The organism is Marinobacter sp. Arc7-DN-1 (genome assembly GCF_003441595.1).
GTDB lineage: Bacteria > Pseudomonadota > Gammaproteobacteria > Pseudomonadales > Oleiphilaceae > Marinobacter > Marinobacter metalliresistant.
On record NZ_CP031848.1, the window covers coordinates 2,911,300 to 2,934,300 of the forward strand.

Consider the following 23,001-nt stretch of genomic DNA (forward strand, 5'->3'; position numbering starts at 1 on the left):
GTAAAATTTTTAATTACTGTTACTTACGAAACCTTGAAACGTTCGGATACCCGCTGAAGATCGCTGCCCAGGCGCGCCAGATCGTTGGATGAGATCGCAATCTGGCTGTTGGCGGTAGCGGTCTGGTCGGTCACTTCACGAATGTTGACCACGCTCTGGCTGATGTCCTCGGCAACCGATGTCTGTTCTTCCACGGCGGTCGCGATCTGCTGGTTCATTGCCTGGATCGTGGACACTGAACCTGCGATGCTGGACAGGGCCTCTCCGGCGCTGCGTGTTACGCGAACGGCTGATTCCGCGCTCTCACTGTTGCCGTGCATGCTTTCAACCGCTTCATTCGCGCCTTGCTGAAGCGTCTGCACCAGCGTTTCAATCTCGCCTGTGGATTCGTGGGTCCGGAGGGCCAGCGCACGGACCTCATCCGCAACGACCGCAAAGCCCCGGCCCTGTTCTCCCGCCCGGGCGGCTTCGATTGCGGCGTTGAGTGCCAGCAGGTTGGTTTGCTCGGCGATGCTGCGGATGACGTCAAGAACGGTTCCGATATTTGCGCTGTCATCTCTCAGCTTGGAAATAAGTTTGGCACTGCTGTTGATGTCCTCCGTCAGGGTTTCAATTTTCGCCATGGCTGAAGACACGACCTCATGGCCTTCTTTTGCTTCCGTGTCCGATTCGGAGGCGGAGCTGGCCGCGGATTCCGCGTTCTGTGCCACCTCCTGGATGGTCGCGGTCATCTCGTTCATGGCCGTGGCAACCTGGTCGGTCTCGTCGCGCTGCTGGTTGGCACCGGCGCTGGTTTGTTCGGTCACGGAAGAAAGTTCTTCCGCGGAACTGGCGATCTGCGAGATGCCGTCCGAGACCTCCTTCACCATGTGTCTCAGGTTTTCCGTCATAACCTGCATGGCCATCATCAGTCGGCCCAGATCGTCTTTTCGGTCTGTATGGATGTTGTTGGACAGATCGCCATCGGCGACCTTCCCGGCATGAGAGACAAGCTCATCAAGTGGCCCGACAATCGTTCGGGTAACCAGCAGGGCCGCCCCGATACCGAAAACCAGAGCCGTAATGGTTGCGCCAAAGAGAATCAGCAGTGCATTGTCCCTGACTTCGTCCATGATCATCCGTTCTTCGGCCAGGGCCGCCCCGGCCTGCGCTATCGTGTCCCTTGCCAGCTCGGTGACGCGGGCTTCATCCTGATTCATGTCTTCAACGTTGCGGGTCAGCCTGACGAATTGCTGTCCGTAGGATTCGAGGGCGGTTTCGAGCTGCTCAATGCGTGTTTGGGCTGCCGTTGTGTCGGCAAAGCCGGCAAGCTCTGACAGACCGTCCTCGACGGAGTCGATCCGCTGGTTCAGTTCAGCGGCCGCTTCAGGGTTCTCCGAAATCACGAAGTTTTTTTCAATACGGCGGGCATCCAGTACGTCTCGTGCCAGCTCACCTGCCAGCCGAACGAGCCGCAACGTTTCCTGTGCATCATTGTCCTGGCCCGCTGCCAGTTGTTCCAGCAATCGAGCCTGGAAAAACTGTTCCAGGTGCGTGAAGCCTTCGACCGCTTCCCGGGCGCTCGCCTCCATGGCTTTCAGGGCCGCTCCGCTTTGGGCGCGTTGCTCCACCATGCGTAGAAGTGCTGCCTGGTACCCGACGAGATCCTTCTGCACTTTCTCCATGGCTGTTTTTTGCTCGGGGCTTTCGAGGGTCTGGGCGGCGAGTTCGGCGGTCTCGCCGGCGGCTTTGATGGCGCTTAGAGTGTTCTCGACATAGCGCTGATCGTTGCGCATGAAGAAGTTTTTTTCATTAAACCGGGCGTCTTTAACAAGATTGTTGATAGAAGCGACGTCTTTAACCTTTTTATTTCCATCGGTGAGGTTGTCGAACGCCGAATAAGAGGCCAGGGAGGCGCCCACGGTTAGTAGTAGTAACAAACCGAAGGCTGTTAAAAGTTTGAGCTTCACAGGCATGTTTAATAAAACATTATTCATTCTCAGAACCTAATATTTAAAGTGAATAATTGCAGCGTATTAAAAATTATGCTTCTGATTTTTATGTGAAATTAGGATAACAGGTTTTATTGTGAATACTCTTTAATGACTGGGCTGTATAGTAAAATATAGTCTTGATAATGGAATGTCTAATTCGATTATTCAGGGGGGGAAGTTATATTCATCGAGCGCAAAAAATAAGTTTTCATTTGCCTTAAAGGCAAACCGCATATTGCGAGTTGTGTATTATTTGTTTTGATTTGTTTCAGTTTTGTCGGAGCGCAAACAGAAAGGTCCTTCGGGGTGAACGGTAAGTGTGAGGTGACCACGGTGTCCGGCAGCATCTGCTGCTCTTCGTTGAGTCGGAAATCCATGGTCGCCTCCTTAAAGCCCGAGAATCATTTTCGACACGATGTTTTTCTGGATCTCGTTGGATCCGCCGAAAATCGACAGCTTGCGGTTGTTGAAGTACTGGGCAGCCAGCGGCGCCGCGTTCTAGTCAGAGAGGAAGTCGCCGTCGTAGTCCATTTCCAGTTCCTCTTCCACGAACGGAATGGCATAGGGGCCAATGGCCCGGCGAGCCAGATCACTTGAGCACATTGCGCACTTTTAACGTGGTCGAGAGTTTGCATTGGACCCAAAAGGCTATATGTTTGTAATAGACGAGACGTTCAAATAACGACAGCAGACCCTCCATATGCCGAGTTGCTCCATTAACAGAAGCAGCGTGAATCTCAGCCTCCTGGCACTGCTGGTCACCGGTCTGTTTGTGTTGTTCCTCAACGGACCGTCCCACCCGGCAATTGATCCCCAGATTGATGACCACTTTACCCCGACACTGATTTCGGTTGATGGTGCGGGGGATTCCTCGTCGCCGGATGCTTCCGTCTTCATCACGTCGTCCCTTCTGTTCCCGGAAGGGGATTTTCGGCCCGTCTTCTCCGCCAGCCTTGATTTTATTCGGCCGCCATTGAGGTTGCTGAGCTACCCGGTACTGCCTCAAGGGCCGCCCCGCCTCGCCTGATTCTGACAACAACGGGATTGCTCATGCCTGCGCAGGGCTGTTCCAACCTGAATTCAGATTCACGAGGTTTATCATGAACAGTGTATTCAATGCATTGCCAGTGCGGGATCTGGCGCGCACCGGTGCGTTACCGACCGCCAAGCCGCTGTCGCACATTGGTAGAGAAGATTCGGCCGTTCACCTGCTCACCGATTTTGCCGAGCAGAAACTGTCGGAGCTGAATTCCGATATGTCCGTCTCCGAGGCGAGACTCTGGATGAAGCTTGCCGACAACTCCTTCAAGGTAGTGGAAAACCAGGCGGGTGACTGCCTCGGTATTCTGGCCATCGAGGATGTGAACGGCGAGAAGCCGATGAGTGTGGCCAGCCGGCAGGGTGTGGCCCTGAAAGACTTGCGGGTGCGAGACATCATGCGCCCCATCAGCGATTTGCCGGCCATTCATTACCGTGATTTGCGGGCGGCAACTGTCGGGGATCTGGTCAGCACTTTCCGTGAGGTCCGTGAGGAGTATCTGTTGGTGCTGGATGATGATCGGCACCAGCAATCCCGTTCCTATCTCAGAGGCCTGGTATATGCCCGGGAGTTGTTGCAGCGGCTTGACCTGGCCATCGATCTGGAGCACCGGGCAACCAAGTTCTATGAAATTGTCCATGTGGTAAAAGGAGGCTTCTAGATCGGGCAACGGCTTCGGTGCCCATACGGCGCCGAAGCTTTCATCAATCGAAAAAGTCGATGCTTCTCACCCAAAAAACCGTATTGAACCGATGTGATAATCACGTGACACTGACTAAGACTTTAGTCACCTTAAAGGACGCCCATGCAGGACGCCCACCAAAATTGCCGGATTCAGATGCTACGCCTCGTTATCATTCTGGCACTGGGTCTGGATTCATTGCTCGCCTATTCTGCTGAAAATACGCCGGTGCTCCCGGGCTGTGAGCCGGTCTCCTGCCTGTTGTGCTCAGATGCGATGGGCGATGGTGCTCAGGAAGGAGACGTGCCCGGCAGCGACCGTCTCCGGGATTTCACTCTGACGCCCGGCGGTATCCTTTGCGAGATCCGGAGCTTTTCCGGATTGGTGCCCTGCGCCAGTTTCCCGGTGCTGCCACAGGCACCGCCCCTGGCCTGACGGCCATCTGTGTGAGCGGCACTCGTGCCACTCCAACCGACCTTTCGATTCAAACGACTTCCATCACCTGGAGGATTTTCCATGGCTATACGGAAGCTGCTGATCGCCAATCGCGGAGAGATTGCGGTCAGGATTGCCCGGGCCTGCAGCGAACTGGGTATCCGCTCAGTCGCCATTCATTCGGAGGCTGACGAGTACTCCCTGCACGTCAAGAAAGCCGACGAAGCCTATCAGATCAGCAAGGATCCCCTGTCGGGGTATCTGAATCCGCACCACATCGTGAACATGGCGGTGGAAACCGGCTGCGATGCCTTGCATCCCGGCTACGGTTTCCTGTCGGAAAACGCCGAGCTTGCGGCTATTTGTGAGCGGCGTGGCATTACTTTTGTGGGACCCACGGCCGACGCCATCGCGTCGATGGGGGACAAAACCCAGGCCCGGCAAACGGCTTTAGCCGCTGGTGTGCCGGTAACCCCCGGCTCCAAAGGTAATCTCAACGACGTGGAAGACGCTGTGGCCCAGGCTGCCGACATTGGTTACCCGGTGATGCTGAAAGCCACCTCCGGTGGTGGCGGGCGCGGCATCCGACGATGCGATAACGAGAAGGAGCTGCGGCAGAATTACGAGCGGGTGATTTCCGAGGCCACCAAGGCCTTCGGCAGCGCCGAGGTATTCCTGGAAAAGTGCATCATCGAGCCCCGTCACATTGAGGTTCAGATTCTTGCGGACACTCATGGCAACGTCGTTCATCTCTATGAACGGGACTGCTCGATCCAGCGCCGCAACCAGAAGCTGATCGAGCTGGCACCGTCCCCCCAGCTGGAGGAGAGCCAGCGGGAGTATATCGGTGATCTCGCCAGGCGGGTCGCAAAACAGTGTGGCTACGTTAATGCCGGCACCGTGGAATTCCTTCTGGACCACGATGGCAGCTTTTACTTCATGGAAATGAACACCCGGGTTCAGGTGGAACACACCATCACTGAGGAGATTACCGGTGTGGACATCATTAAGGCCCAGATTCGAATAGCCGCGGGTGAGCCTCTTGGGCTGAAGCAGGAGGATATCTCCTATCGGGGGTTCGCAGCCCAGTTCCGGATCAACGCCGAGGACCCGAAGAACGGTTTCCTGCCCAGCTTTGGCCGGATCAGCCGTTACTATTCGGCCGGCGGCCCCGGTGTCCGTACCGATGCCAATATGTACACCGGCTACGAGATTCCACCTTACTACGACTCCATGTGCGCCAAGCTGATTGTCTGGGCCATGGACTGGCCGGAGCTGATTGCCCGCTCCCGCCGTGCGCTGGGCGACATGGGCATCTACGGTGTCCAGACCACCATTCCGTATTACAAACAGATTCTGGAGCATCCGGATTTTCAGGCCGCTGAATTCAATACCGGCTTCGTAGAGCGTAATCCGCAGTTGCTCGAGTACAGCGCCAAGACCCGCCCCGAATCCATTGCCACAGCCATTGCCGCTGCCATCGCGGCCCAGGCGGGCCTTTAAAAGAATATCGGAGAGATCCCATGACCAAGCGCAAGATCCATATTACCGACGTTATCCTGCGGGACGCCCACCAGTCACTGATAGCCACCCGACTGCGTACCGAAGACATGCTGCCGGCCTGTGAATGGCTGGACCAGGCTGGCTACTGGTCGCTGGAATGCTGGGGCGGTGCCACCTTCGACGCCTGCGTGCGTTTCCTGAAGGAAGATCCGTGGGAGCGCCTGCGTACCCTGCGCAAGGCCCTGCCCAACACCCGTCTGCAGATGTTGCTGCGTGGCCAGAACCTGCTGGGCTACCGCCATTACGGCGATGACGTGGTCGAGGCCTTCGTGGCCAAGGCCGCCGAAAACGGAATAGACGTGTTCCGCATTTTTGACGCCCTGAACGACGTGCGCAACCTGGAAACCAGCATCAAGGCTGTGAAGAAGGCCGGCAAGCATGCCCAGGGCACCCTCTGTTACACCGTGAGCCCGGTACACGGCAGCGATGCCTATCTGGAGCAGGCCAAAGCCATGGCTGATATGGGCGCTGACAGCATCGCCATCAAGGACATGGCCGGTTTGCTGACGCCGGCGGTGACCGCTGAGCTGGTCGGCAAGCTGAAGCAGACGCTGAACCTCCCGGTGTTCCTGCACTCCCATGCCACCTCGGGCATGGCGCCCATGTGCCAGTGGGCCGCGATGGAAGCGGGCGTCGACCACATTGACACCGCCCTGTCGGCCTTTGCCGGTGGTACCAGTCATCCGCCCACCGAGTCTCTGGTGGCGGCATTGCACGATGCTGGTTTCGAAACGGGTCTGAACCTGGAGCTGCTGGACAAGGCCACGCGCCACTTCCGGGAGGTGCGAAAAAAGTACCACCAGTTCGAAAGCGACTATAACGGCGTGGACACCTCGGTACTGCTGTCCCAGGTGCCCGGCGGCATGATGTCCAACCTGGCCAACCAGCTGAAGGAGCAGGGCGCCCTGGATCGTATCCAGGAGGTGTTCGAGGAGATCCCCCGTGTCCGCAAGGATCTGGGCTATCCACCGCTGGTGACCCCCACGTCCCAGATTGTTGGCACCCAGGCGGTGATCAATGTGCTGGGGGGCAAGCGCTACGAGTCCATCACCAATGAGGTGAAAAAATACCTGCAGGGCTGGTACGGCAAGGCGCCCGCCAACGTAGATCAGGAGCTTCAGCGCCGGGCCGTGGGTAAGGAAGAGCTGGTGGATGAGCGCCCGGCCAACCTGATCCCCCGTGAGCTCGACGAGTTGCGAAAACAGGTGGGAGAGCTGGCGACCAGTGAAGAGGATGTGCTCACCTACGCCATGTTCCCGGATCAGGCCCGGGGCTACCTGGAGCAGCGCCGCGATGGCAACCTGCAGCCAGAGCCGCTGGAGCCGATAGCAGCGAAAGGCAGCGGCGGGCCGGTGGCGACCCGCTTCAAGATTACGGTGCATGGTGAGAGCTACGACATTCATGTGACCGGTGCCAACCCGGTCAGCGACAATGAGCGGCGCTTCTACATGACTGTGGATGGCGTGCCCGAGGAAATCCACCTGGCCTCGGAAGGTGATGAAAACCAGGCTGGCGGCAAGGGCGGTGGCCGCGCGAGTGCGACCAAAGAAGGCCATGTCACTACAAGTATGCCGGGCAATATCGTGGATGTCCTGGTCAAGGAAGGTGACGATGTCCAGGCCGGCGATCCGGTGCTGATCATCGAGGCGATGAAGATGGAAACCGAAGTTAAGGCGACCATCGCCGGGTCGGTGAAAGGCGTGTTCATTGCCAAGGGTGACCGGGTGGTTCCCGGCGAGGTGCTGATGGAGATTGAATAAAAGCGCTATCGCCTGACGCGAAACAGCCCCTCATCGTGAGGGGCTGTTTCGTTTTCGGGCGTCTCCGTGGGTATCAGTTGAATGCCTGGATCCCGGTCTGGCCCCGGCCAAGAATCAGGGCGTGCACATCGTGGGTGCCCTCGTAGGTGTTCACCGCCTCCAGGTTCATGACATGGCGGATCACGTGGTACTCATCGGCAATGCCGTTGCCGCCGTGCATGTCCCGGGCAACCCGGGCGATGTCCAGAGCCTTGCCGCAGTTGTTACGTTTTAGCAGCGAGATTGCATCCGCAGTGGCGGTTCCGTCATCCATCATGCGGCCGAGCTGCAGTACCGCTTGCAGGCCGAGGGTGATCTCGGTTTGCATATCCACCAGCTTTTTCTGGATCAACTGATTGGCGGCCAGGGGCCTGCCAAACTGCTTGCGCTCCAGGGTGTAGTTGCGGGCGGCGTGCCAGCAGAACTCGGCCGCACCCAGTGAGCCCCAGCTAATGCCAAAACGGGCCTTGTTCAGGCAGCTGAACGGACCCTTCAGACCTTCAACCTCCAGCCTGTTTTCGTCCGGCACAAACACTTCGTCCATAAAGATGGAACCGGTCTCGGACGCCCGCAGGGAGAATTTGCCCTCGATCTTCGGCGTGTCCAGACCCTCTGCGCCTTCACGCTCGATCACGAAGCCGTTTACCTTGCCGTCAAGCTTGGCCCAGACCACGCAGATGTCCGCGATCGGGGAGTTGGTGATCCAGGTTTTCGAGCCGCTCAGCAGGTACCCGCCGTCGACCTTTTTGGCGCGGGTTTCCATGCCACCGGGATCGGAGCCATGGTTGGGCTCGGTCAGGCCGAAGCAGCCCACGTATTCGCCGGAAGCCAGTTTTGGCAGGATGCGTTTTTTCAGGGCTTCCTGGCCGAAGGCATGGATGGGGTGCATAACCAGAGAGGACTGTACGCTCAGAGCCGAACGGTAGGCGGAATCCACCCGCTCCACTTCCCGGGCAATCAGGCCGTAGCACACGTGATTCAGACCCGGGCCGCCATACTCTTCCGGCAGGGTGGCGCCCAGCATGCCCAGCTCGCCCATCTCGTTGAAGATGTTCCGGTCGAACTTCTCATGCCGGTTGGCCTCGACGATGCCGGGCATCAGTTGCTGATCGCAGAAGTTGCGGATGCTGTCGCGGACCTGACGCTCGGTTTCTTCAAGTTGTTTGTCAAATTGCAGCAGGTCATCCCAGGGTGCGGAAGCCATGTGTATTCTCCTGAAAGCAACAATCGGAAAACCCTTTCATTGGGATTTCCTGGCAATATGCACTAACATAGTTTCGATTAGCGAAATACAGTTTTGTAATTGAGAGTCGAAAGACTAATCCGGGTGTTGGGCAAATGCAAGCGTGTTCAAGCCCGACCGATGGCGCTGCCGGACAATCCGCGCCCGGACACCGGAGCAGGCGACGCGGTTGGAGGGCGTCCCATTATGGCAAGAACAAAGCAGAGTTCACCAGAACTGAAAGTGGCATCCAGTGACGGTGAACCCGTGAAGCCGGAGAAAGACCGCAAGTTTGTCGAGGCCCTGTCCCGCGGCCTGGATGTGCTCCGTGCGTTCAGCCAGGGCCCGGTCATTCTGGGCAACCAGGACATTGCCCGCATCACCGGGCTGCCCAAACCGACCGTTTCCCGGATGACCTACACCCTCACCAAACTCGGTTACCTGAGCTACAACACCCAGTTGGAGAAATACCAGCTGAGTTCCGGAGTGCTGGCGCTGGGCTATGCCTATGTTTCCAACCTCAAGGTACGCCAGCTGGCCAAACCCTACATGGACGAGTTCGCCCGCCAGACCAGTATGTCGGTTGGCCTCACCTGCCGGGACCGGTTGCACATGATTTATGTGGAAAACCGGTTGCCGCCTGAGGCCTCCCTGTTGCGCATGGACATCGGTCTGAAACTGCCCATGGCCACCACCTCGGCTGGCCGCGCCTATTACTGCGCCATCAGCGACAAGGCCCGCCTGGTCATCGACGACGCCATGGCCGTGAAATACAGCGATGCCTGGCCAGAAAAGAAAGAGAGCCTCGATCAGGCCATGAAAGACTACAAGGAGCACGGTTTCTGCCTGTCCATTGGCGAGTGGGACCGGAATATCAATTCCGCCGGCGTTCCCATCCACCTGCAGGATGGCACCATCATGGCCCTGACCTGTGCCGCACCGTCCTACCTGGTCCCAGCTGAAAAGCTCCGGGGTTCCATTGCTCACCAGCTGGCGATGTTGGCAGGTGATATAGAATCATTGGGCGTCTGATTTTCGTAACCTTGGGGAATGCCCTGCCCGACGGCTCCCGTAATTTGTGGGAGCCCCTTGCCGACGAACTCCGAATCAGAAAAACCGCAGAAGAAACTGCGGTTTTTATATCTGTAGTTTAACGGGTGGTTGAAACCGTCACGGAACTTGTGTTGAATCGTACTCATATTTCGCTAGTTAAAACCCTATTTCAGAAATAACGCGAGGAGACATTATGTCAGAAGTCGTTAGCTATAACCGGGAAGGCAAGATCGGCGTTATTACCGTGAACTACCCGCCGGTGAACGCCCTCGGCCAGGCTGTCCGCTCCGGTCTGCTCGCAGCCCTGGAGCAAGGTCAGAAGGACGCAGACGCCAAGGTGCTGCTGCTGGTTTGTGAAGGGCGCACCTTTATTGCCGGTGCCGATATCCGGGAATTCGGCAAGCCGATGCAGGAGCCGACCCTGCCGGCGCTGGTGAATACCTTTGAGAACAGTGACAAACCGCTGGTTGCCGCAATCCACGGCACGGCCCTGGGTGGTGGCCTGGAAACGGCGCTGAGTTGCCATTATCGCGTTGCGGTCAGCAGTGCCAAGGTGGGACTGCCGGAGGTGAAACTGGGGCTGCTGCCCGGCGCGGGCGGTACCCAGCGACTGCCGCGCCTGACCGGCGCCAGGAAAGCGCTGGAAATGATCACCACCGGTGAATTTGTCGGTGCCAGGGATGCCCTGGCTCTGGGTATTCTGGATGCAGTGGACGATGGCGATGATATCCGCGCGGCGGGCCTGGCTTATGCGCAAAAGGTGGCCGATGAGGGCAAACCTGTGCGTCGGGTTCGGGACATTACCGACAAAATTGAAGCGGATAAGGGCAGCGATGTTTTCGATCAGTTCCGCGACGAGCTGAAGAAGCGGGCCAGGGGTCTGTTCTCTCCGTTCAAGTGCGTCGATGCCGTGGAAGCCGCGTTCAGCCTGCCCTTCGATGAAGGCATGAAGCGCGAGCGGGAACTGTTCATGGAATGCATGGAATCGCCCCAGCGCGGGGGTCTGATCCATTCGTTCTTTGGTGAGCGTGAGGTCTCCAGGGTGAAGGGGCTGGCCAAGGACACCCCGGTCCGTGACGTGAAGAGTGTCGGCATCATCGGTGCCGGCACCATGGGTGGCGGTATTGCCATGAACTTCGTGAACGTGGGGATTCCGGTCACCATCGTCGAGGTAAAGCAGGAAGCCCTGGACAAAGGCCTGGCCATCATTCGCCGTAACTACGAGAACTCCGCGAAGAAGGGCAAATTGACCCAGGCGCAGGTGGAACAGCGCATGGCGCTGATAACCCCGAGCCTGACCTACGACGATTTCCGGGATGTCGACCTGGTGATCGAGGCGGTGTTCGAGAACATGGCCATCAAGAAAGAAATCTTTGCCAGGCTGGATGAGGTCTGCAAGCCCGGGGCCATCCTGGCGTCCAACACGTCGACCCTGGATATCGACGAGATCGCTTCTGCCACCAAGCGTCCGGAAGACGTTGTGGGCATGCACTTCTTCAGCCCCGCCAACGTCATGAAGCTGCTGGAAAACGTGCGCGGCAGCAAGACCTCCGATGAGGTAAAAGCCACCGTGATGGCGGTGGCCAAGAAGATCAGGAAGGTCGGTGTCATGGTTGGCAACGGTTATGGCTTTGTCGGTAACCGGATGCTGCACAAGCGCGGCACCGAAGCCATGTCACTGGTGGACGAGGGGGCAACCCCGCAGCAGGTAGACAAGGTGCTGACTGATCTGGGTTTCCCGATGGGCCAGTTTGCGATGTCCGATCTGGCCGGGATTGATGTGGGTTACCGTATCCGGGAAGAGCGCCGCAAGGCGGGTGAGGACATTCCGGCCAGCTGGATGGACAAGCTGGCGGAGCAGGGCCGTCTTGGCCAGAAGACCCTGGCAGGTGTATACAAGTATGAAGAAGGCAGCCGCAAGCCGGTTCCGGACCCGAAAGTGGAGCAGCTGATCGAGCAGTTCCGCAAGGAGCAGGGAATTACGCCGCGGGCGATTACCGACCAGGAGATCCTCGAGCGCTGTATGTATGCGATGATCAACGAAGGTGCCAGGATCCTGGAGGAGGGTATCGCCGACCGTCCGCTGGATATCGACATTGTCTGGATCTACGGTTACGGCTTCCCGGCCCACCGCGGCGGCCCCATGTTCTGGGCCGACCAGGAAGGTCTGGACACCATTCTCTGTGCGGTGAAGAAATACCGGGATACCGTCGGCGGTGAGCAGTGGGAGCCTTCAGCCCTGCTGGAGAAGCTGGTCAGCGAGGGCAGGAAATTCGGTGACCTTTGATTTTAACACGGGGTCAGATGAAAGCTTTCATCTGACCCCACTTTCTACTTGAGCTGGTTACCCGGACCTACCCTATTGAGGCGGCCGCCCAGGCTTTCGATGATATGGTGGCAGGTAAGAACGGCCGGGGCGTAATCGTATTTGAGTAAGGGGAAGAATATGAGAGAACTGAGCAAGAACTACATCAACGGCCAGTGGGTTTCCTGGACCGGCGAGATGATCGATGTTCACGAAGCCGGCACCGGCGAGGTCATTGCCCGGGTGCCCGCGTCCGGCCCTGGAGAAATGGAACAGGCGGTTGCGGCGGCGGACGCTGCTTTTGGCAACTGGTCCGAGAGCACGCTTGAGCAGCGTATTAAGGTGCTGGAGCAGCTGCACGCGGGCCTCAAAGAACGCGCTCCCGAAATTGCCGAAACCGTCTGCCGGGAAGTGGGCATGCCGATCAAACTGGCTGCCCCGATCCAGGCGGGCATGCCGGCCGCTGTGACCAAGAGCTACCTGAAGATGCTGCCGGACTTCCCGTTTACCGAACAGTCCGGCAACTCCGAAGTGCAGTACGCGCCGGTGGGTGTGGTGGGCTGTATCACCCCCTGGAACTATCCCCTGCACCAGGTGATCCTGAAAGTCGTACCTGCGATTGCGGCCGGTTGCACGGTGGTGCTCAAGCCGTCGGAAGTTGCACCCCAGACCGCTTATATTCTCGCCGAGATCCTGGACGGTACCGACCTGCCCAAGGGTGTCTTCAACATGGTGTGTGGTCTGGGACAGACCGTCGGCGACACTCTGATAAAGCATCCGGATGTGCGCATGGTGTCCTTCACCGGCTCCACCCGGACCGGGCATCAGATAGGCCACGCTGCCGCGGAGGATTTCAAGCGGATTGCCCTGGAGATGGGGGGTAAGTCCGCCTCGGTCATCCTTCCGGACGCCGACCTGGCCGCAGCGGTCAAGGGCACCGTGAACAACTGCCTGCTGAATTCGGGTCAGACCTGCACCGCACTGACCCGCATGCTGGTGCCGGCCGACAAGCACGACGAAGCCTGCGAACTGGCCGCTGCTGCTGTGGCGAAAATGACCCCCGGCAACCCGCTGGAAGAAACCACCCGTCTTGGCCCACTGGCTTCCGCGCAGCAGCGTGACAAGGTGATCGATTACATCAAGTTGGGCATCGAGGACGGCGCCACACTGATTGCCGGCGGTCCGGAAGCCCCGGAAGGGTGTGATAAAGGCTACTTTGTGAAGGCCACGGTCTTCGGCGACGTGAAACCTGACAGCCGCATTGCCCAGGAGGAAATCTTCGGGCCGGTGTTGTGCGTCATTCCCTACAAGGATGAGACGGACGCCATTAGAATCGCCAATGGTACCCGCTATGGTCTCTCCGGAGCCGTATGGTCCGCGGATGCCGGCAAGGCGAAGACAATTGCCGGCAAACTGCGCACCGGCCAGGTATTCGTCAACGGTGGCGCGTTCAACACCATGGCGCCGTTTGGCGGCTTCGGGCATTCGGGCATCGGCCGCGAGTTTGGTAAGTGGGGGCTTGAAGAGTTCCTGGAAGTTCGGTCGCTGCAGCTATAGTACGAACATGGGGTCAGATGAAAGCCTTCATCTGACCCCGCCCTCAGCCGACCAGCCTGCAAATTCACGCGAACATGGGGTCCGAACATGGGGTCAGATGAAAGCTTTCATCTGACCCCGCCTTCACGACCAGCTCCCGACGTCAGGCCTTCCCTCCAAGCAAAATCCGCACAGCCGTACAGGCATCCTCCAGCTCCTCATCCCGGGGGTCGCGGCCGCCGATTATGTCGCTGTACAAGCAGGATTCCGCCAGCCGCACCATGAAGTAGGACAGGCTGTCGATATTCATCGGCGGGTTGATATGCCCGGCCGCCACCTGCTCCTTCAGCATCCGGGTGTTGGCTTCCACCGTGCGGGTGTGCAGGACAGACTGGGAAGATGTCAGGATTTTCAGGGCGTACTCAGGGTCCTGATTGATGAAGCGCCGAAGCGGCTCAAAGTGCAGGATGGTGGAGTTGGTGCGGCGGTAAACGCCGACAATAAAATCCACGCCGTCACCGGGTGTTTTTTCCAGCGCTTCCAACCGCAGAGGATCGTAGAGGGACCAGAGAACCTCTCCGATCAGCAGGTCCTTGTTGCCGACCCAGCGGAACAGGGTGGCCCGGCCAATTCCGAGTTCGTCAGACAGAGATGCCAGGTGAATGCGCTCACCCTTGAGCCACATGCGCCGTGCCCGCTTGAACGCATCCGCGGGTGTCGCCCTGCTTATGGTTTTGTCTGCCACTGGAACCTCGTGCCGTAATTTCGATTCATTCTAACGACTAAACATGGAGGCCGCTATGCAGGCCCGGAAACGGGGCTGTGATGGTTTTGTGAACTTTTCAGCCTACACTCCCCTTTGAATAGCAGTGAAAGCCACCGGTGGTTACAACGAGTCCGGAGATCATGACAAGAACCGTACTGATTATTGAGGACAACCCCGGCATCGGAGAGCTGGTCCGCATGCAGGTATCGGACCTGGGTATGAAGGCGGTCCTGATGGATCGGGGCGACACCGGTCTGGAGCGTTTCCGTGAGGGCGGCATCGATCTGGTGATTCTGGATCTGATGCTGCCCGGGCTGGATGGTCTGGCGGTGTGCCGGGAGATCCGGGCCGAAGGTGGCTACGTGCCGGTGCTGATGCTGACGGCCAAAAGTACCGAGCTCGACCGTGTTCTGGGGCTTGAAATGGGGGCGGATGATTACCTCACCAAGCCGTTCAGCGTGGCTGAGCTGTCGGCCCGCATCAAGGCGCTCTTTCGGCGTGTGGACGCCCTTTCCTCCCATCGTGCTTCCGACAATGACGCCCGAGAAATCGAAGTCGACGGGCTGCGTATCGACCCTGTCCGCAGACGGGTCTTTATGCAGGCGGTGGAAGTGGAACTCACCGCCCGGGAGTTCGATCTGCTCTGGCACTTTGCCAGCCATCGGGGCCGGGTGTTCAGCCGGGCGCAACTGCTGGATGCGGTCTGGGGCTACAACCACGAAGGCTACGAGCATACCGTGAATACCCATATCAACCGCCTGCGCAACAAGATTGAAACTGATCCCGCCGCCCCCCGGTATGTGCAGACCGTTTGGGGCGTTGGGTACCGGTTCATGGATTAATCATGGCTCTGTCGGTGTTCCGAACGCTCTATGCCCGGCTGGCAATTGGCCTGTTCCTTCTGCTGTTGGTGGTGGGGGGGCTGTTTACCTTCCTGAGCCTGGCCTCGGTCCGGGAGTATTCCGCGGCGGTGAGCCATCAGCTCAATCGCGATCTGGCCCGTAACCTGGTGTCAGATCGCAACCTGGTTACCGACGGCAAGCTCAACCGGGATGCCCTCAGGCAGTTGTTCGAACTGTACATGACCATCAATCCAAGCATTGAGATTTACCTGTTGGACAGGGAGGGGCAGATCCTTTCCTATTCCGCCGACCCGGACAAGATCAAGCGTAACCGGGTTTCCCTGGAACCGATCCGGACCCTTTTGGAAAATCCGGAGGCCTACCCGCTGCCCGGTGACGACCCCCGCAGCCATGACCGGCACAAGGTGTTCTCGGTAACGCCTGTCCCTTCCGCAGAGGATCCCACCGGCTACCTGTATGTGGTGCTTCGGGGAGAGGAATACGATCTGGCCGAAAGCATGGTGCACAGCGACCGGTTACTGCAGATGGGGGCCGGAGCTCTGGCGGTGAGCCTGGTTGTCGGACTGCTTGCGGGCCTGGTGTTTTTCCGCCTGCTGACCCGTCGGTTGTCCCGACTGACCGAGCGGGTTGAGGCCTTTGAGAGCGGCATGTCTCCTGAACGAACGCCCGCAGTCGACGGTAAAGGCGACGATATCGATTACCTGACCGCCAGGTTTGACCAGATGGCGGGGCGCATTGCCGCGCAACTGGACCAGTTGAAAGACAAGGACGCCCAGCGCCGCCAACTGGTAGCCCAGGTGTCTCACGACCTGCGCACCCCCCTGGCGTCGATCCAGGGCTACATTGAGGCGTTACGCCTTAAGCAGGATACCCTGAGTGGCGATGAGCGCGCCCGGTTTCTCGATGTGGCACTGGCGGAAACTCACCGGCTCGGACGCCTGGTGGAAGAACTGTTTGAGCTGGCAGCCCTGGATGCCCGGGAAAAGCAGCCCACACCCGAGCCGTTCGTGGTTGCCGAACTGCTGCACGATGTGGTGCAGAAACACCGGCCCGAAGCCGAACACGCCGGCGTGTCCCTGTCCATTGTCGAGGTTGCTCCTGTGCGGGTTCTGGCCGACATCGCCATGACCGAGCGGGTACTGGATAACCTGATAGGAAATGCCATCAACCATTCGCCCAGGGCCAGCGAGATCACCCTTGGCGTCGCCGCCAGGGAGCATGGCGCGGAGATTACCGTGGCTGATGCCGGCCCCGGTATTGACGCGGCCGATATGGATCACCTGTTCGAACCTTTCTATCAGGCCCCTGGCTCCTCTCGCATCGGCCACGCCGGGCTCGGCCTGGCCATTGCCCAGCGGATGGTATCCCTGCAGCAGGGCCGGCTCTCGGTCCGCAGTGACACCGGCGCTGTTTTCTCTGTCTGGCTTCCGCTGGCGGATGAGCCAGAGGGTGCCGCCGGTAAATAATCCACGATGTTATGGATTCGTGACAACTACCGAACGCTTTCGTGAATCCGGGGCGGTACGCTGTCGGCATGGAATCACGTAGAGGAGAGTTATCATGAAACGCACGATTACGGGTATGTTGGCCGCCTTGGCGCTGGTGTCTTTCGGTGGCCTGTTTGCGGCTTACGCGACCGCTGACAAGCAGGATCGCAAAGACACAGAATTCGCACCGGATGATCCCGGGCTGGCGGTGGCCACCTTTGCCGGCGGCTGTTTCTGGTGTGTCGAGGCCGGTTACGAAAAGATCCCCGGCGTGGTCGAGGCGGTCTCGGGTTACGCCGGTGGCGATGAACAGAATCCCACCTACCAGCAGGTCTCGTCTGGCCGCACTGGCCACACCGAAGCAGTCCAGGTGTATTACGACCCGGAGAAAATGACCTACGAAGGTCTGCTGGCCGGGCTGTGGCGGATGATGAATCCGACCGACATCAAGGGTCAGTTTGTGGACCGGGGTCGGCAGTACCGCCCGGCGATCTTCTACCACAACGATGAGCAGAAGCGCCTGGCGGAGGCGGCCAGGCAGGCGCTTGAGGCATCAGGTATCTACGACAACCCGGTGCTGATTGAAATTGTGCCGTTGAAAACCTTTTATCCGGCAGAGAAGTACCACCAGGACTATTACAAGAAAAATCCGATTCGCTATAACTTCTACACCTTCAATTCAGGCCGTTATCAGTTTATCGAGAAGGTGTATGGTGAAGACTACGAACTGGACTTTTCCCGATTCAGGCCGGCAGCCATGGCGACCGGCGAGGCGGACCCGGGCTTTGATCGCCAGAGCTTTGTGAAGCCTGATCAGAAAACCCTGAAACAGCGGCTGACCGATAGGCAGTATGAGGTCACCCAGGAAGACGGCACCGAACCGGCATTCAATAACCCGTACTGGGACAACAAGCGGGCGGGCCTGTATGTGGATATTGTCTCAGGTGAGCCCCTGTTCTCCTCCCGGGACAAATACACATCCGGCACCGGCTGGCCCAGCTTTACCCGTCCCATCACGCCGGATGCGGTGGTTGAGCGGGATGACAGCTCATTCTTCACGAGCCGGACGGAAATTCGCAGCCGCTACGCGGACTCCCACCTGGGCCATGTGTTCAACGATGGCCCGGCCCCCACGGGACTGCGCTATTGCATGAATTCCGCTGCCATGAAGTTCATTCCCCTGGAGGACATGGCTTCGGCGGGTTATGGCGAATGGATCAACGAGGTCCAACCCAAGGCCGATATGGCCAGTCAGTAGCCGGGCCGGACGCCCAGGCGGCGGGATTGGGGCATCTGGGAAGGTTGGATTGGCGCAGCGTAATCCGACAATAAGGCTACAGCCAGAGATCGCCAATCGCCGTTTGCCGGCTGAAGTGATGCAACACCTGGGCCTGCAACAACTCCGCCGTGGCAATGGCATCGATCAGCGCGTTGTGGGCCGCGTAATGGGGCAGCCCATAACGCAGCCTGCTGTCCGCTAACCTGATCGATACCGGACATTTCCCCAGGAATCGCTGCCACATGGTAGGTTGGCGGTTCGGGTGCAGGTGGGCCTCAATGGCCATGGTGTCGAGGACCGGAAAGCGGATGCCTTCACCAAGCCGCCACTTCAGCGCCACATCCAGGAACGGTCGTTCGATATTCCGGTAGTGGACAACAGGGACACGGCCACTCAGGCAGGCAAACAGATCCTCAAGAATGTCTTCCAGATCCGGTGCCTTGTCGATATCGCTGTGGGTGATGCCGTGGATGGCAATGGAGGTCTGGTGCAGGGGCAGTTTCGGGCGCACGATCCAGTGCCTGGCCTCGGCCAACCGGATCCCGTCCAGCGTGAAGGGCACCAGACCGATACTGACAATCGAGTTCTGGTTGGCATCGAGGCCTGTGGTCTCAAAGTCGACAGCCACCAACGGAACCTCTGACAGCGGCGTATCGGGCGATACGCATCCGCTCTCGTAAAAAGCTTTCAGAAGCGGTGACTTACTCTGGTCGGCCATGGCCTGATACTGCTCCGGCCATGGCAGGCTGGTGAGGGAGTGTTCAGCCCGCGAGTCATCAGACATTGCGGGTCACCTGGGTGTTGTACCGGAATTTCAGGAATTTCTGGGCATTACTGACCACCTGGAAGGCATCCTTGAGGTGGCTGCGCTCAAAGGGTGACAGGTCTTCCGGCCGGACATTGTTGTCCGGCTCCCGCCCCGCCTCAATGGCCAGGGCCTGGTGTCGTATCCGGACAATCGAAATGAATTCCAGGGCGTCCCGAAGGTTGCCGAGATCATCGTCCAGCAGCAGCTTGGTATTGCCGATGGCTTTCAGCCGCTCGAAGGAATTCTGGGCCCGGGAGCCGCAGGCCAGGGCGTGGACCCGGATCAGGTCCGACAGCGGAGCGGTGCCCCGGCGTTTGAGGTTGAAGGTTTTCTGCTGTTTGCCGTCCTCTTCCAGCACAAAGGTGCGGAAAAAGCCGATGGGCGGTGTCCGGTTCAGGGCGTTGCGGGCCAGGAGTGACAGGAACCGCTGGCTGTTGCTGGCCTTGTCGGCCACCAGGGTTTTCAGCTGCTCGGCAAATTCGGTCTGGCCATAGATGCCGTCCAGATCGAAGAAGATGTTGCTGTTGAGCAGGGCCTGGGCCTTCGGGTTGTCAATCCAGTCGGTGAAGTAGCCTTTCCACACCCGCAGCGGCTGCCGCCACTTCTGGTTGGTGGCCATGATATCGCCGGTGCAGTAGGTGTATCCGCATTCGGCCAGTCCGTCACTGACAAATTTCGCCAGCGCCAGGAAATACTCATCGTGCTGTTCGGGAACAAACCCGTCGTCCAGGATCATGGCGTTGTCCTGGTCCGTCACTACCAGTTGCTCATCACGGGCCATGGAACCCAGGGCCATGAAACAGTAGGGAACCGGGGGCGGGCCGAGTTTTTCCTCGCCCAGCTCAAGCAGCCTCTGGGTAAAGCTGCGCCCGATTCCGGCCATGGCACTGCCGATCATGTGGGAATTGGCGTCTTCGTTTACCATCCGCACGAAACTGTCGCGCACATCCCGGCTGATCTTCCTCAGGCCTTTAACATCCTGCTGATGGTAGATATTGCTGACCAGGTAAAGGCTGCTCTGGCTCTCGTATTTCACAATGTCGGACAGGGCGATCACGCCCCGCACCTCGTCCCGATCCATCACGGGGAGGTGGTGCACATTGTTGTGAAGCATGGTGAGCATGGCTTCGAAGATGAAGGCGTTCGAGCGGATGGTGATCAGGTCCTCCGACATGATGTCACTGATGGGTGTCTCCGAGGGCAGGGCTTCGCTGAGCGCACGGGTGCGAAGGTCGCGGTCGGTAATAATGCCCTTTAGCAACGGCTTTTCACCTTCCTCGTCCATCAGTAGCAGGGCGGAAACGCCATTGTCCGTCATGATCCGGGCGGCTTCCTGGAGCCGGACCGTGCAGGGCGCCGAGACCGGTTCCCGGGCAATCAGGCGGGTGACTTTTGAGGTCATCAGTTGGTTCGACTTTTCCCGCCGGGAAAGGGCGGATCGCAGGCGGCTGCGGTCCTCGATTTCCACGAAATCGGCAAAATTCTCATCGTTTTCCCACAGGTAGTGGAAGGTTTCACCGGGGATCTTGTAGATCAGCGTGTCTTCGAGGGCCTTCGCCGGAAACCGCACCTTCTTGCGCATCAGCAGGCCAAACTGGCCGAATATCTCTCCTTCGCCGATCCGGTTATACAGCTCGCCGGTGCGCCGATAGATCTCCACGGCCCCGCTGCGCACATAGCAAAGCCAGGTGTTCTGCTCACCGAACTCCAGGATCTGGGTGCCGGCCTTGAAATACACCACCTCAATGCCGCCAACCACCCTGTCGAGCAGCTCCTCGGGCAGCTCGTCAAACGGCGGGTACTGCGCCATGTGATTGCGGATGTCGATAAGCTCGGCCTGCATAAAACTCCCTGTTTTGACGGAGGAAAATCAATCTGAGATAAGCAATATAGCAGTGGTAGGAAGCAGCGGCCATGTCGACATTTGACGGATCTCATTGACCGCTTTCGTCGGTGTTGCTAGCCTTCCGGTACTTTTTTCAGGTGTCCGTCGCACAGCGCGACGGGTGAAACGGGAAATCGGTGAGCCTGGCATTGCCAGCGCAAGTCCGATGCTGCCCCCGCAACGGTAAGCAGGATAACGGCAATCTGATGCGCCACTGTGTCGTCATGGCATGGGAAGGTGATTGCCCGGGAACCTCGGTTCCGCCTGCCAGCCCGGAGACCGGCCTGGAAAAACACCCGATGTTGCGGTGGGCGACCTGGGTGGGTGATAGTCCGGTTCCGCTTTCCTGCCACCCGATGACCGCCCGCCCCCTGCTTTCCCGTTCCGCAACAAAACCCAGATTCCTGCGCGGGTGCGCGCGGTGCGGAGCCACGAATAATGACTGTGAAACCTTCCTTCCCTGCCCTGGTGACGGCAACGTCGCTGTTAACCCTGCCTGTCCTTGCGTTGGGCCAGAATGACAATGACACCGAAGCCCTTGATCCGATCATCGTCACGGCAACCCTTGGTCCGAAAACCGTGGGTGAAAGCCTGTCGTCGGTGACGGTCATCGAAAAAGACGACATCCGTCGCCAGCAACCAGCCGAATTCCGGGATCTGCTGGACGCCCAGCCAGGTGTTAATGTGGTTTCCGATGGCAGCTATGGCAAGACCACCAGCGTATTCCTGCGCGGTGCCGGCAGTTCCGGTACGGTTCTGCTGCTGGACGGTATCCGCCTGCGCTCAGCCACCGCCGGCATCCCGCCCTGGCAGTTCCTGCCGCCGGAGCTGATGGAGCGGGTCGAGCTTGTACGCGGTGCGAAAAGCTCCCTGTATGGGGCGGATGCGGTGGGCGGTGTTATCCAGGCGTTTACCCTCGAGCCAGAAGCGGGCCGCCAGGGCTGGGCGGAACTGTCCGGTGGCTCCCACGAGACGCTTGAAACCACGGCCGGCGTGGCCGGAAGGGAAGGGCAGTCGGCGTTTCTGGCCGGCGGGGTTTATTCCGATACCGAGGGCACTAGCTTGCGGGCCGGTGGCGAGGATAAGGGGTTTCGCAATGCCGGCGGGCTGGCAAAGATCAGCCACGAGTTTCGCCAGGGCGGCGGTGCCGGGCTGACGGTGTTCCAGTCCGAGGGCAATACCGAGTTTGAAGGTGGTGATACCGATTTCCTGATCCGTGCCATGGGGCTGTATCTGGAGGCGGTTGCCAGTGACTACTGGCGCACCCGGATTCAGTTCTCAGAGGCCAGGGATGAACAGGACACCTTCGGGAGTTTTCCGAGCACCTTCGACACCCTGTCCCGCTCTGCGCGCTGGGAAAACACGTTGACTGCCGGCGTCCACGAACTGGTTCTTGGCTCGGAGGTGGTGATCGACGAAGTGGACGGCAGTAGCGACTTCCTCGAAAACAGCCGGTCGAACAGCGCGGTATTTGGTCAGGGACGCCTGAACTTCGATGCGACAGACCTGATGCTCAGCCTTCGCCTTGATGACAACGAAGCCTACGGCAAGGATGAGACGGGGGGTGTGGCCCTTGGCCACCAACTGGACCGGGCCCATCGTTTGCGCCTCAGCTATGCCACTTCGTTCCGGGCTCCAACCTTCAATGATCTTTATCTGACAGTACCATTCTACACCGGTAATCCCGACCTTGATGCGGAAGAAGGCCAGATGATCGAGGCCGGTTTTACGGGGCGTTATGACCACTGGTACTGGGACATTGCGCTCTATCAGAACGATGTGAAAGACCTCATTACCTTTGTCTCTGACCCGGTAACGTTTGAGGGCACAATGGAAAACGTAGAGACGGCCCGGATCCGCGGTATCGAAGTTTCCTCGGGTATTGAAACCGCGGACTGGAACCTGGCAGCAGCCGTAACCTACGCGGACACCGAAAATCGGGATAGCGGTGCCCGCCTGCCGCGCCGTGCCGAAAAGAATGTGCGTCTCGACGTTGATCGCCTGTTTGCGCAATGGTCTGTCGGTGCCAGCTTCATCGCCGAGAGTGACCGCTATAATGATGCAGCCAACACCAGCCTTCTGCCCGGGTACGGCACAGTCGATATAAGAACAGCCTGGAACTTTCAGCCGGGCTGGTCGGCGTCACTCAAGGTCGACAATCTGCTGGACCGCCGCTATGCCACCAGTCGGGGCAATGACAGCGTGACCTTCGAACCTTTCGACTATCTGGCCGCTGGCCGGACCTTCATGGCCTCGGTGCGCTATGATTTTCAGCAGTAACTTTATTGATCGGAAAGGCTTTCTGT

Annotated in this window: 18 protein-coding genes, 1 pseudogene and 1 riboswitch; of the genes and pseudogenes, 12 read left to right on the forward strand and 7 right to left on the reverse strand. The window is 58.8% G+C overall.

The window, feature by feature from the left end:
- Positions 1-23: 23 nt before the first annotated feature.
- The 3 genes and pseudogenes from D0851_RS13660 to D0851_RS20850 form a co-directional block, all read right to left on the reverse strand.
- Positions 24-1,976, reverse strand: coding sequence for a methyl-accepting chemotaxis protein (locus tag D0851_RS13660; RefSeq protein ID WP_117619134.1), 1,953 nt, complete (start codon positions 1,974-1,976; stop codon positions 24-26).
- Positions 1,977-2,134: 158 nt separating this feature from the next.
- Positions 2,135-2,350 carry a hypothetical protein gene (locus tag D0851_RS13665; protein WP_117619135.1) on the reverse strand — a complete coding sequence of 72 codons (216 nt, stop codon included), beginning with the start codon at positions 2,348-2,350 and terminating at the stop codon, positions 2,135-2,137.
- 10 nt (positions 2,351-2,360) lie between these two features.
- A pseudogene (locus tag D0851_RS20850) lies at positions 2,361-2,567 on the reverse strand (pimeloyl-CoA dehydrogenase large subunit); the annotation flags it as partial.
- Between the two features lie 136 nt (positions 2,568-2,703).
- Between D0851_RS20850 and D0851_RS13675 the strand changes: the two are divergent.
- The 5 genes from D0851_RS13675 to oadA all read left to right on the forward strand — a co-directional run bounded on the left by D0851_RS13675 (position 2,704) and on the right by oadA (position 7,452).
- Positions 2,704-3,000, forward strand: a complete 297-nt coding sequence (locus D0851_RS13675; protein WP_117619136.1) for a hypothetical protein — start codon at positions 2,704-2,706, stop codon at positions 2,998-3,000.
- Positions 3,001-3,073: 73 nt separating this feature from the next.
- A complete protein-coding gene (locus D0851_RS13680; protein ID WP_117619137.1) occupies positions 3,074-3,673 on the forward strand; it encodes a hypothetical protein in 600 nt (199 codons plus the stop codon).
- Positions 3,674-3,850: 177 nt separating this feature from the next.
- Positions 3,851-4,129 (forward strand): hypothetical protein, encoded by a 279-nt coding sequence (locus tag D0851_RS13685; RefSeq protein ID WP_162893741.1) that lies wholly within the window; start codon positions 3,851-3,853, stop codon positions 4,127-4,129.
- A gap of 81 nt (positions 4,130-4,210) precedes the next feature.
- Positions 4,211-5,632 (forward strand): acetyl-CoA carboxylase biotin carboxylase subunit, encoded by a 1,422-nt coding sequence (locus D0851_RS13690; protein WP_117619139.1) that lies wholly within the window; start codon positions 4,211-4,213, stop codon positions 5,630-5,632.
- Between the two features lie 20 nt (positions 5,633-5,652).
- Positions 5,653-7,452, forward strand: coding sequence for a sodium-extruding oxaloacetate decarboxylase subunit alpha (gene oadA, locus D0851_RS13695; protein WP_117619140.1), 1,800 nt, complete (start codon positions 5,653-5,655; stop codon positions 7,450-7,452).
- A gap of 73 nt (positions 7,453-7,525) precedes the next feature.
- On the opposite strand, the gene D0851_RS13700 is transcribed toward oadA, so the two are convergent.
- Positions 7,526-8,695: an acyl-CoA dehydrogenase gene (locus D0851_RS13700; RefSeq protein WP_117619141.1), complete on the reverse strand. Its 1,170-nt coding sequence runs from the start codon at positions 8,693-8,695 to the stop codon at positions 7,526-7,528.
- Positions 8,696-8,920: 225 nt separating this feature from the next.
- On the opposite strand from D0851_RS13700, the gene D0851_RS13705 reads away from it, so the two are divergent.
- From D0851_RS13705 to D0851_RS13715, 3 genes are all read left to right on the forward strand, one after another.
- Positions 8,921-9,745 (forward strand): IclR family transcriptional regulator, encoded by an 825-nt coding sequence (locus tag D0851_RS13705; RefSeq protein WP_117619142.1) that lies wholly within the window; start codon positions 8,921-8,923, stop codon positions 9,743-9,745.
- Positions 9,746-9,959: 214 nt separating this feature from the next.
- Positions 9,960-12,053 (forward strand): 3-hydroxyacyl-CoA dehydrogenase NAD-binding domain-containing protein, encoded by a 2,094-nt coding sequence (locus tag D0851_RS13710; RefSeq protein WP_117619143.1) that lies wholly within the window; start codon positions 9,960-9,962, stop codon positions 12,051-12,053.
- A gap of 159 nt (positions 12,054-12,212) precedes the next feature.
- Positions 12,213-13,628: an aldehyde dehydrogenase family protein gene (locus D0851_RS13715; protein WP_117619144.1), complete on the forward strand. Its 1,416-nt coding sequence runs from the start codon at positions 12,213-12,215 to the stop codon at positions 13,626-13,628.
- Positions 13,629-13,770: 142 nt separating this feature from the next.
- Here the strand turns inward: D0851_RS13715 and D0851_RS13720 are convergent, their stop codons facing one another.
- Positions 13,771-14,352 (reverse strand): QsdR family transcriptional regulator, encoded by a 582-nt coding sequence (locus D0851_RS13720; protein ID WP_117619145.1) that lies wholly within the window; start codon positions 14,350-14,352, stop codon positions 13,771-13,773.
- 161 nt (positions 14,353-14,513) lie between these two features.
- Between D0851_RS13720 and D0851_RS13725 the strand changes: the two genes are divergently transcribed.
- The 3 genes from D0851_RS13725 to msrB all read left to right on the forward strand — a co-directional run bounded on the left by D0851_RS13725 (position 14,514) and on the right by msrB (position 17,981).
- Entirely contained in the window at positions 14,514-15,215 is a 702-nt protein-coding gene (locus tag D0851_RS13725; protein ID WP_117619146.1) for a response regulator transcription factor, read from the forward strand.
- A 2-nt stretch (positions 15,216-15,217) separates the two neighbouring features.
- Positions 15,218-16,702: a sensor histidine kinase gene (locus tag D0851_RS13730; RefSeq protein WP_117619147.1), complete on the forward strand. Its 1,485-nt coding sequence runs from the start codon at positions 15,218-15,220 to the stop codon at positions 16,700-16,702.
- 94 nt (positions 16,703-16,796) lie between these two features.
- Positions 16,797-17,981 carry a peptide-methionine (R)-S-oxide reductase MsrB gene (gene msrB / locus D0851_RS13735; RefSeq protein WP_117619148.1) on the forward strand — a complete coding sequence of 395 codons (1,185 nt, stop codon included), beginning with the start codon at positions 16,797-16,799 and terminating at the stop codon, positions 17,979-17,981.
- Positions 17,982-18,057: 76 nt separating this feature from the next.
- Here the strand turns inward: msrB and D0851_RS13740 are convergent, their stop codons facing one another.
- Together D0851_RS13740 and D0851_RS13745 are read right to left on the reverse strand one after the other, a co-directional pair.
- Positions 18,058-18,786: a 3'-5' exonuclease gene (locus D0851_RS13740; RefSeq protein ID WP_117619149.1), complete on the reverse strand. Its 729-nt coding sequence runs from the start codon at positions 18,784-18,786 to the stop codon at positions 18,058-18,060.
- Positions 18,779-20,653, reverse strand: coding sequence for a putative nucleotidyltransferase substrate binding domain-containing protein (locus D0851_RS13745; protein WP_117619150.1), 1,875 nt, complete (start codon positions 20,651-20,653; stop codon positions 18,779-18,781). The genes D0851_RS13740 and D0851_RS13745 overlap by 8 nt, the downstream gene beginning before the upstream one ends.
- Positions 20,654-20,774: 121 nt before the next feature.
- Positions 20,775-20,998, forward strand: a riboswitch (cobalamin riboswitch).
- 135 nt (positions 20,999-21,133) lie between these two features.
- Between D0851_RS13745 and D0851_RS13750 the strand changes: the two genes are divergently transcribed.
- Positions 21,134-22,975, forward strand: coding sequence for a TonB-dependent receptor plug domain-containing protein (locus D0851_RS13750; protein ID WP_117619151.1), 1,842 nt, complete (start codon positions 21,134-21,136; stop codon positions 22,973-22,975).
- Positions 22,976-23,001 lie beyond the last annotated feature (26 nt).

What these genes read in the sequence shown, in the direction of transcription:
- D0851_RS13680 (WP_117619137.1), top strand. Translation starts at nt 3,074, where the DNA reads ATGAACAGTGTATTCAATGCATTGCCAGTGCGGGATCTGGCGCGCACC.
- D0851_RS13660 (WP_117619134.1), bottom strand. Translation starts at nt 1,976, where the DNA reads ATGAATAATGTTTTATTAAACATGCCTGTGAAGCTCAAACTTTTAACA.
- D0851_RS13690 (WP_117619139.1), top strand. Translation starts at nt 4,211, where the DNA reads ATGGCTATACGGAAGCTGCTGATCGCCAATCGCGGAGAGATTGCGGTC.
- D0851_RS13750 (WP_117619151.1), top strand. Translation starts at nt 21,134, where the DNA reads ATGACTGTGAAACCTTCCTTCCCTGCCCTGGTGACGGCAACGTCGCTG.
- D0851_RS13665 (WP_117619135.1), bottom strand. Translation starts at nt 2,350, where the DNA reads ATGGATTTCCGACTCAACGAAGAGCAGCAGATGCTGCCGGACACCGTG.
- D0851_RS13700 (WP_117619141.1), bottom strand. Translation starts at nt 8,695, where the DNA reads ATGGCTTCCGCACCCTGGGATGACCTGCTGCAATTTGACAAACAACTT.
- D0851_RS13705 (WP_117619142.1), top strand. Translation starts at nt 8,921, where the DNA reads ATGGCAAGAACAAAGCAGAGTTCACCAGAACTGAAAGTGGCATCCAGT.
- oadA (WP_117619140.1), top strand. Translation starts at nt 5,653, where the DNA reads ATGACCAAGCGCAAGATCCATATTACCGACGTTATCCTGCGGGACGCC.
- D0851_RS13685 (WP_162893741.1), top strand. Translation starts at nt 3,851, where the DNA reads ATGCTACGCCTCGTTATCATTCTGGCACTGGGTCTGGATTCATTGCTC.
- msrB (WP_117619148.1), top strand. Translation starts at nt 16,797, where the DNA reads ATGAAACGCACGATTACGGGTATGTTGGCCGCCTTGGCGCTGGTGTCT.
- D0851_RS13725 (WP_117619146.1), top strand. Translation starts at nt 14,514, where the DNA reads ATGACAAGAACCGTACTGATTATTGAGGACAACCCCGGCATCGGAGAG.
- D0851_RS13730 (WP_117619147.1), top strand. Translation starts at nt 15,218, where the DNA reads ATGGCTCTGTCGGTGTTCCGAACGCTCTATGCCCGGCTGGCAATTGGC.
- D0851_RS13740 (WP_117619149.1), bottom strand. Translation starts at nt 18,786, where the DNA reads ATGTCTGATGACTCGCGGGCTGAACACTCCCTCACCAGCCTGCCATGG.
- D0851_RS13715 (WP_117619144.1), top strand. Translation starts at nt 12,213, where the DNA reads ATGAGAGAACTGAGCAAGAACTACATCAACGGCCAGTGGGTTTCCTGG.
- D0851_RS13710 (WP_117619143.1), top strand. Translation starts at nt 9,960, where the DNA reads ATGTCAGAAGTCGTTAGCTATAACCGGGAAGGCAAGATCGGCGTTATT.
- D0851_RS13745 (WP_117619150.1), bottom strand. Translation starts at nt 20,653, where the DNA reads ATGCAGGCCGAGCTTATCGACATCCGCAATCACATGGCGCAGTACCCG.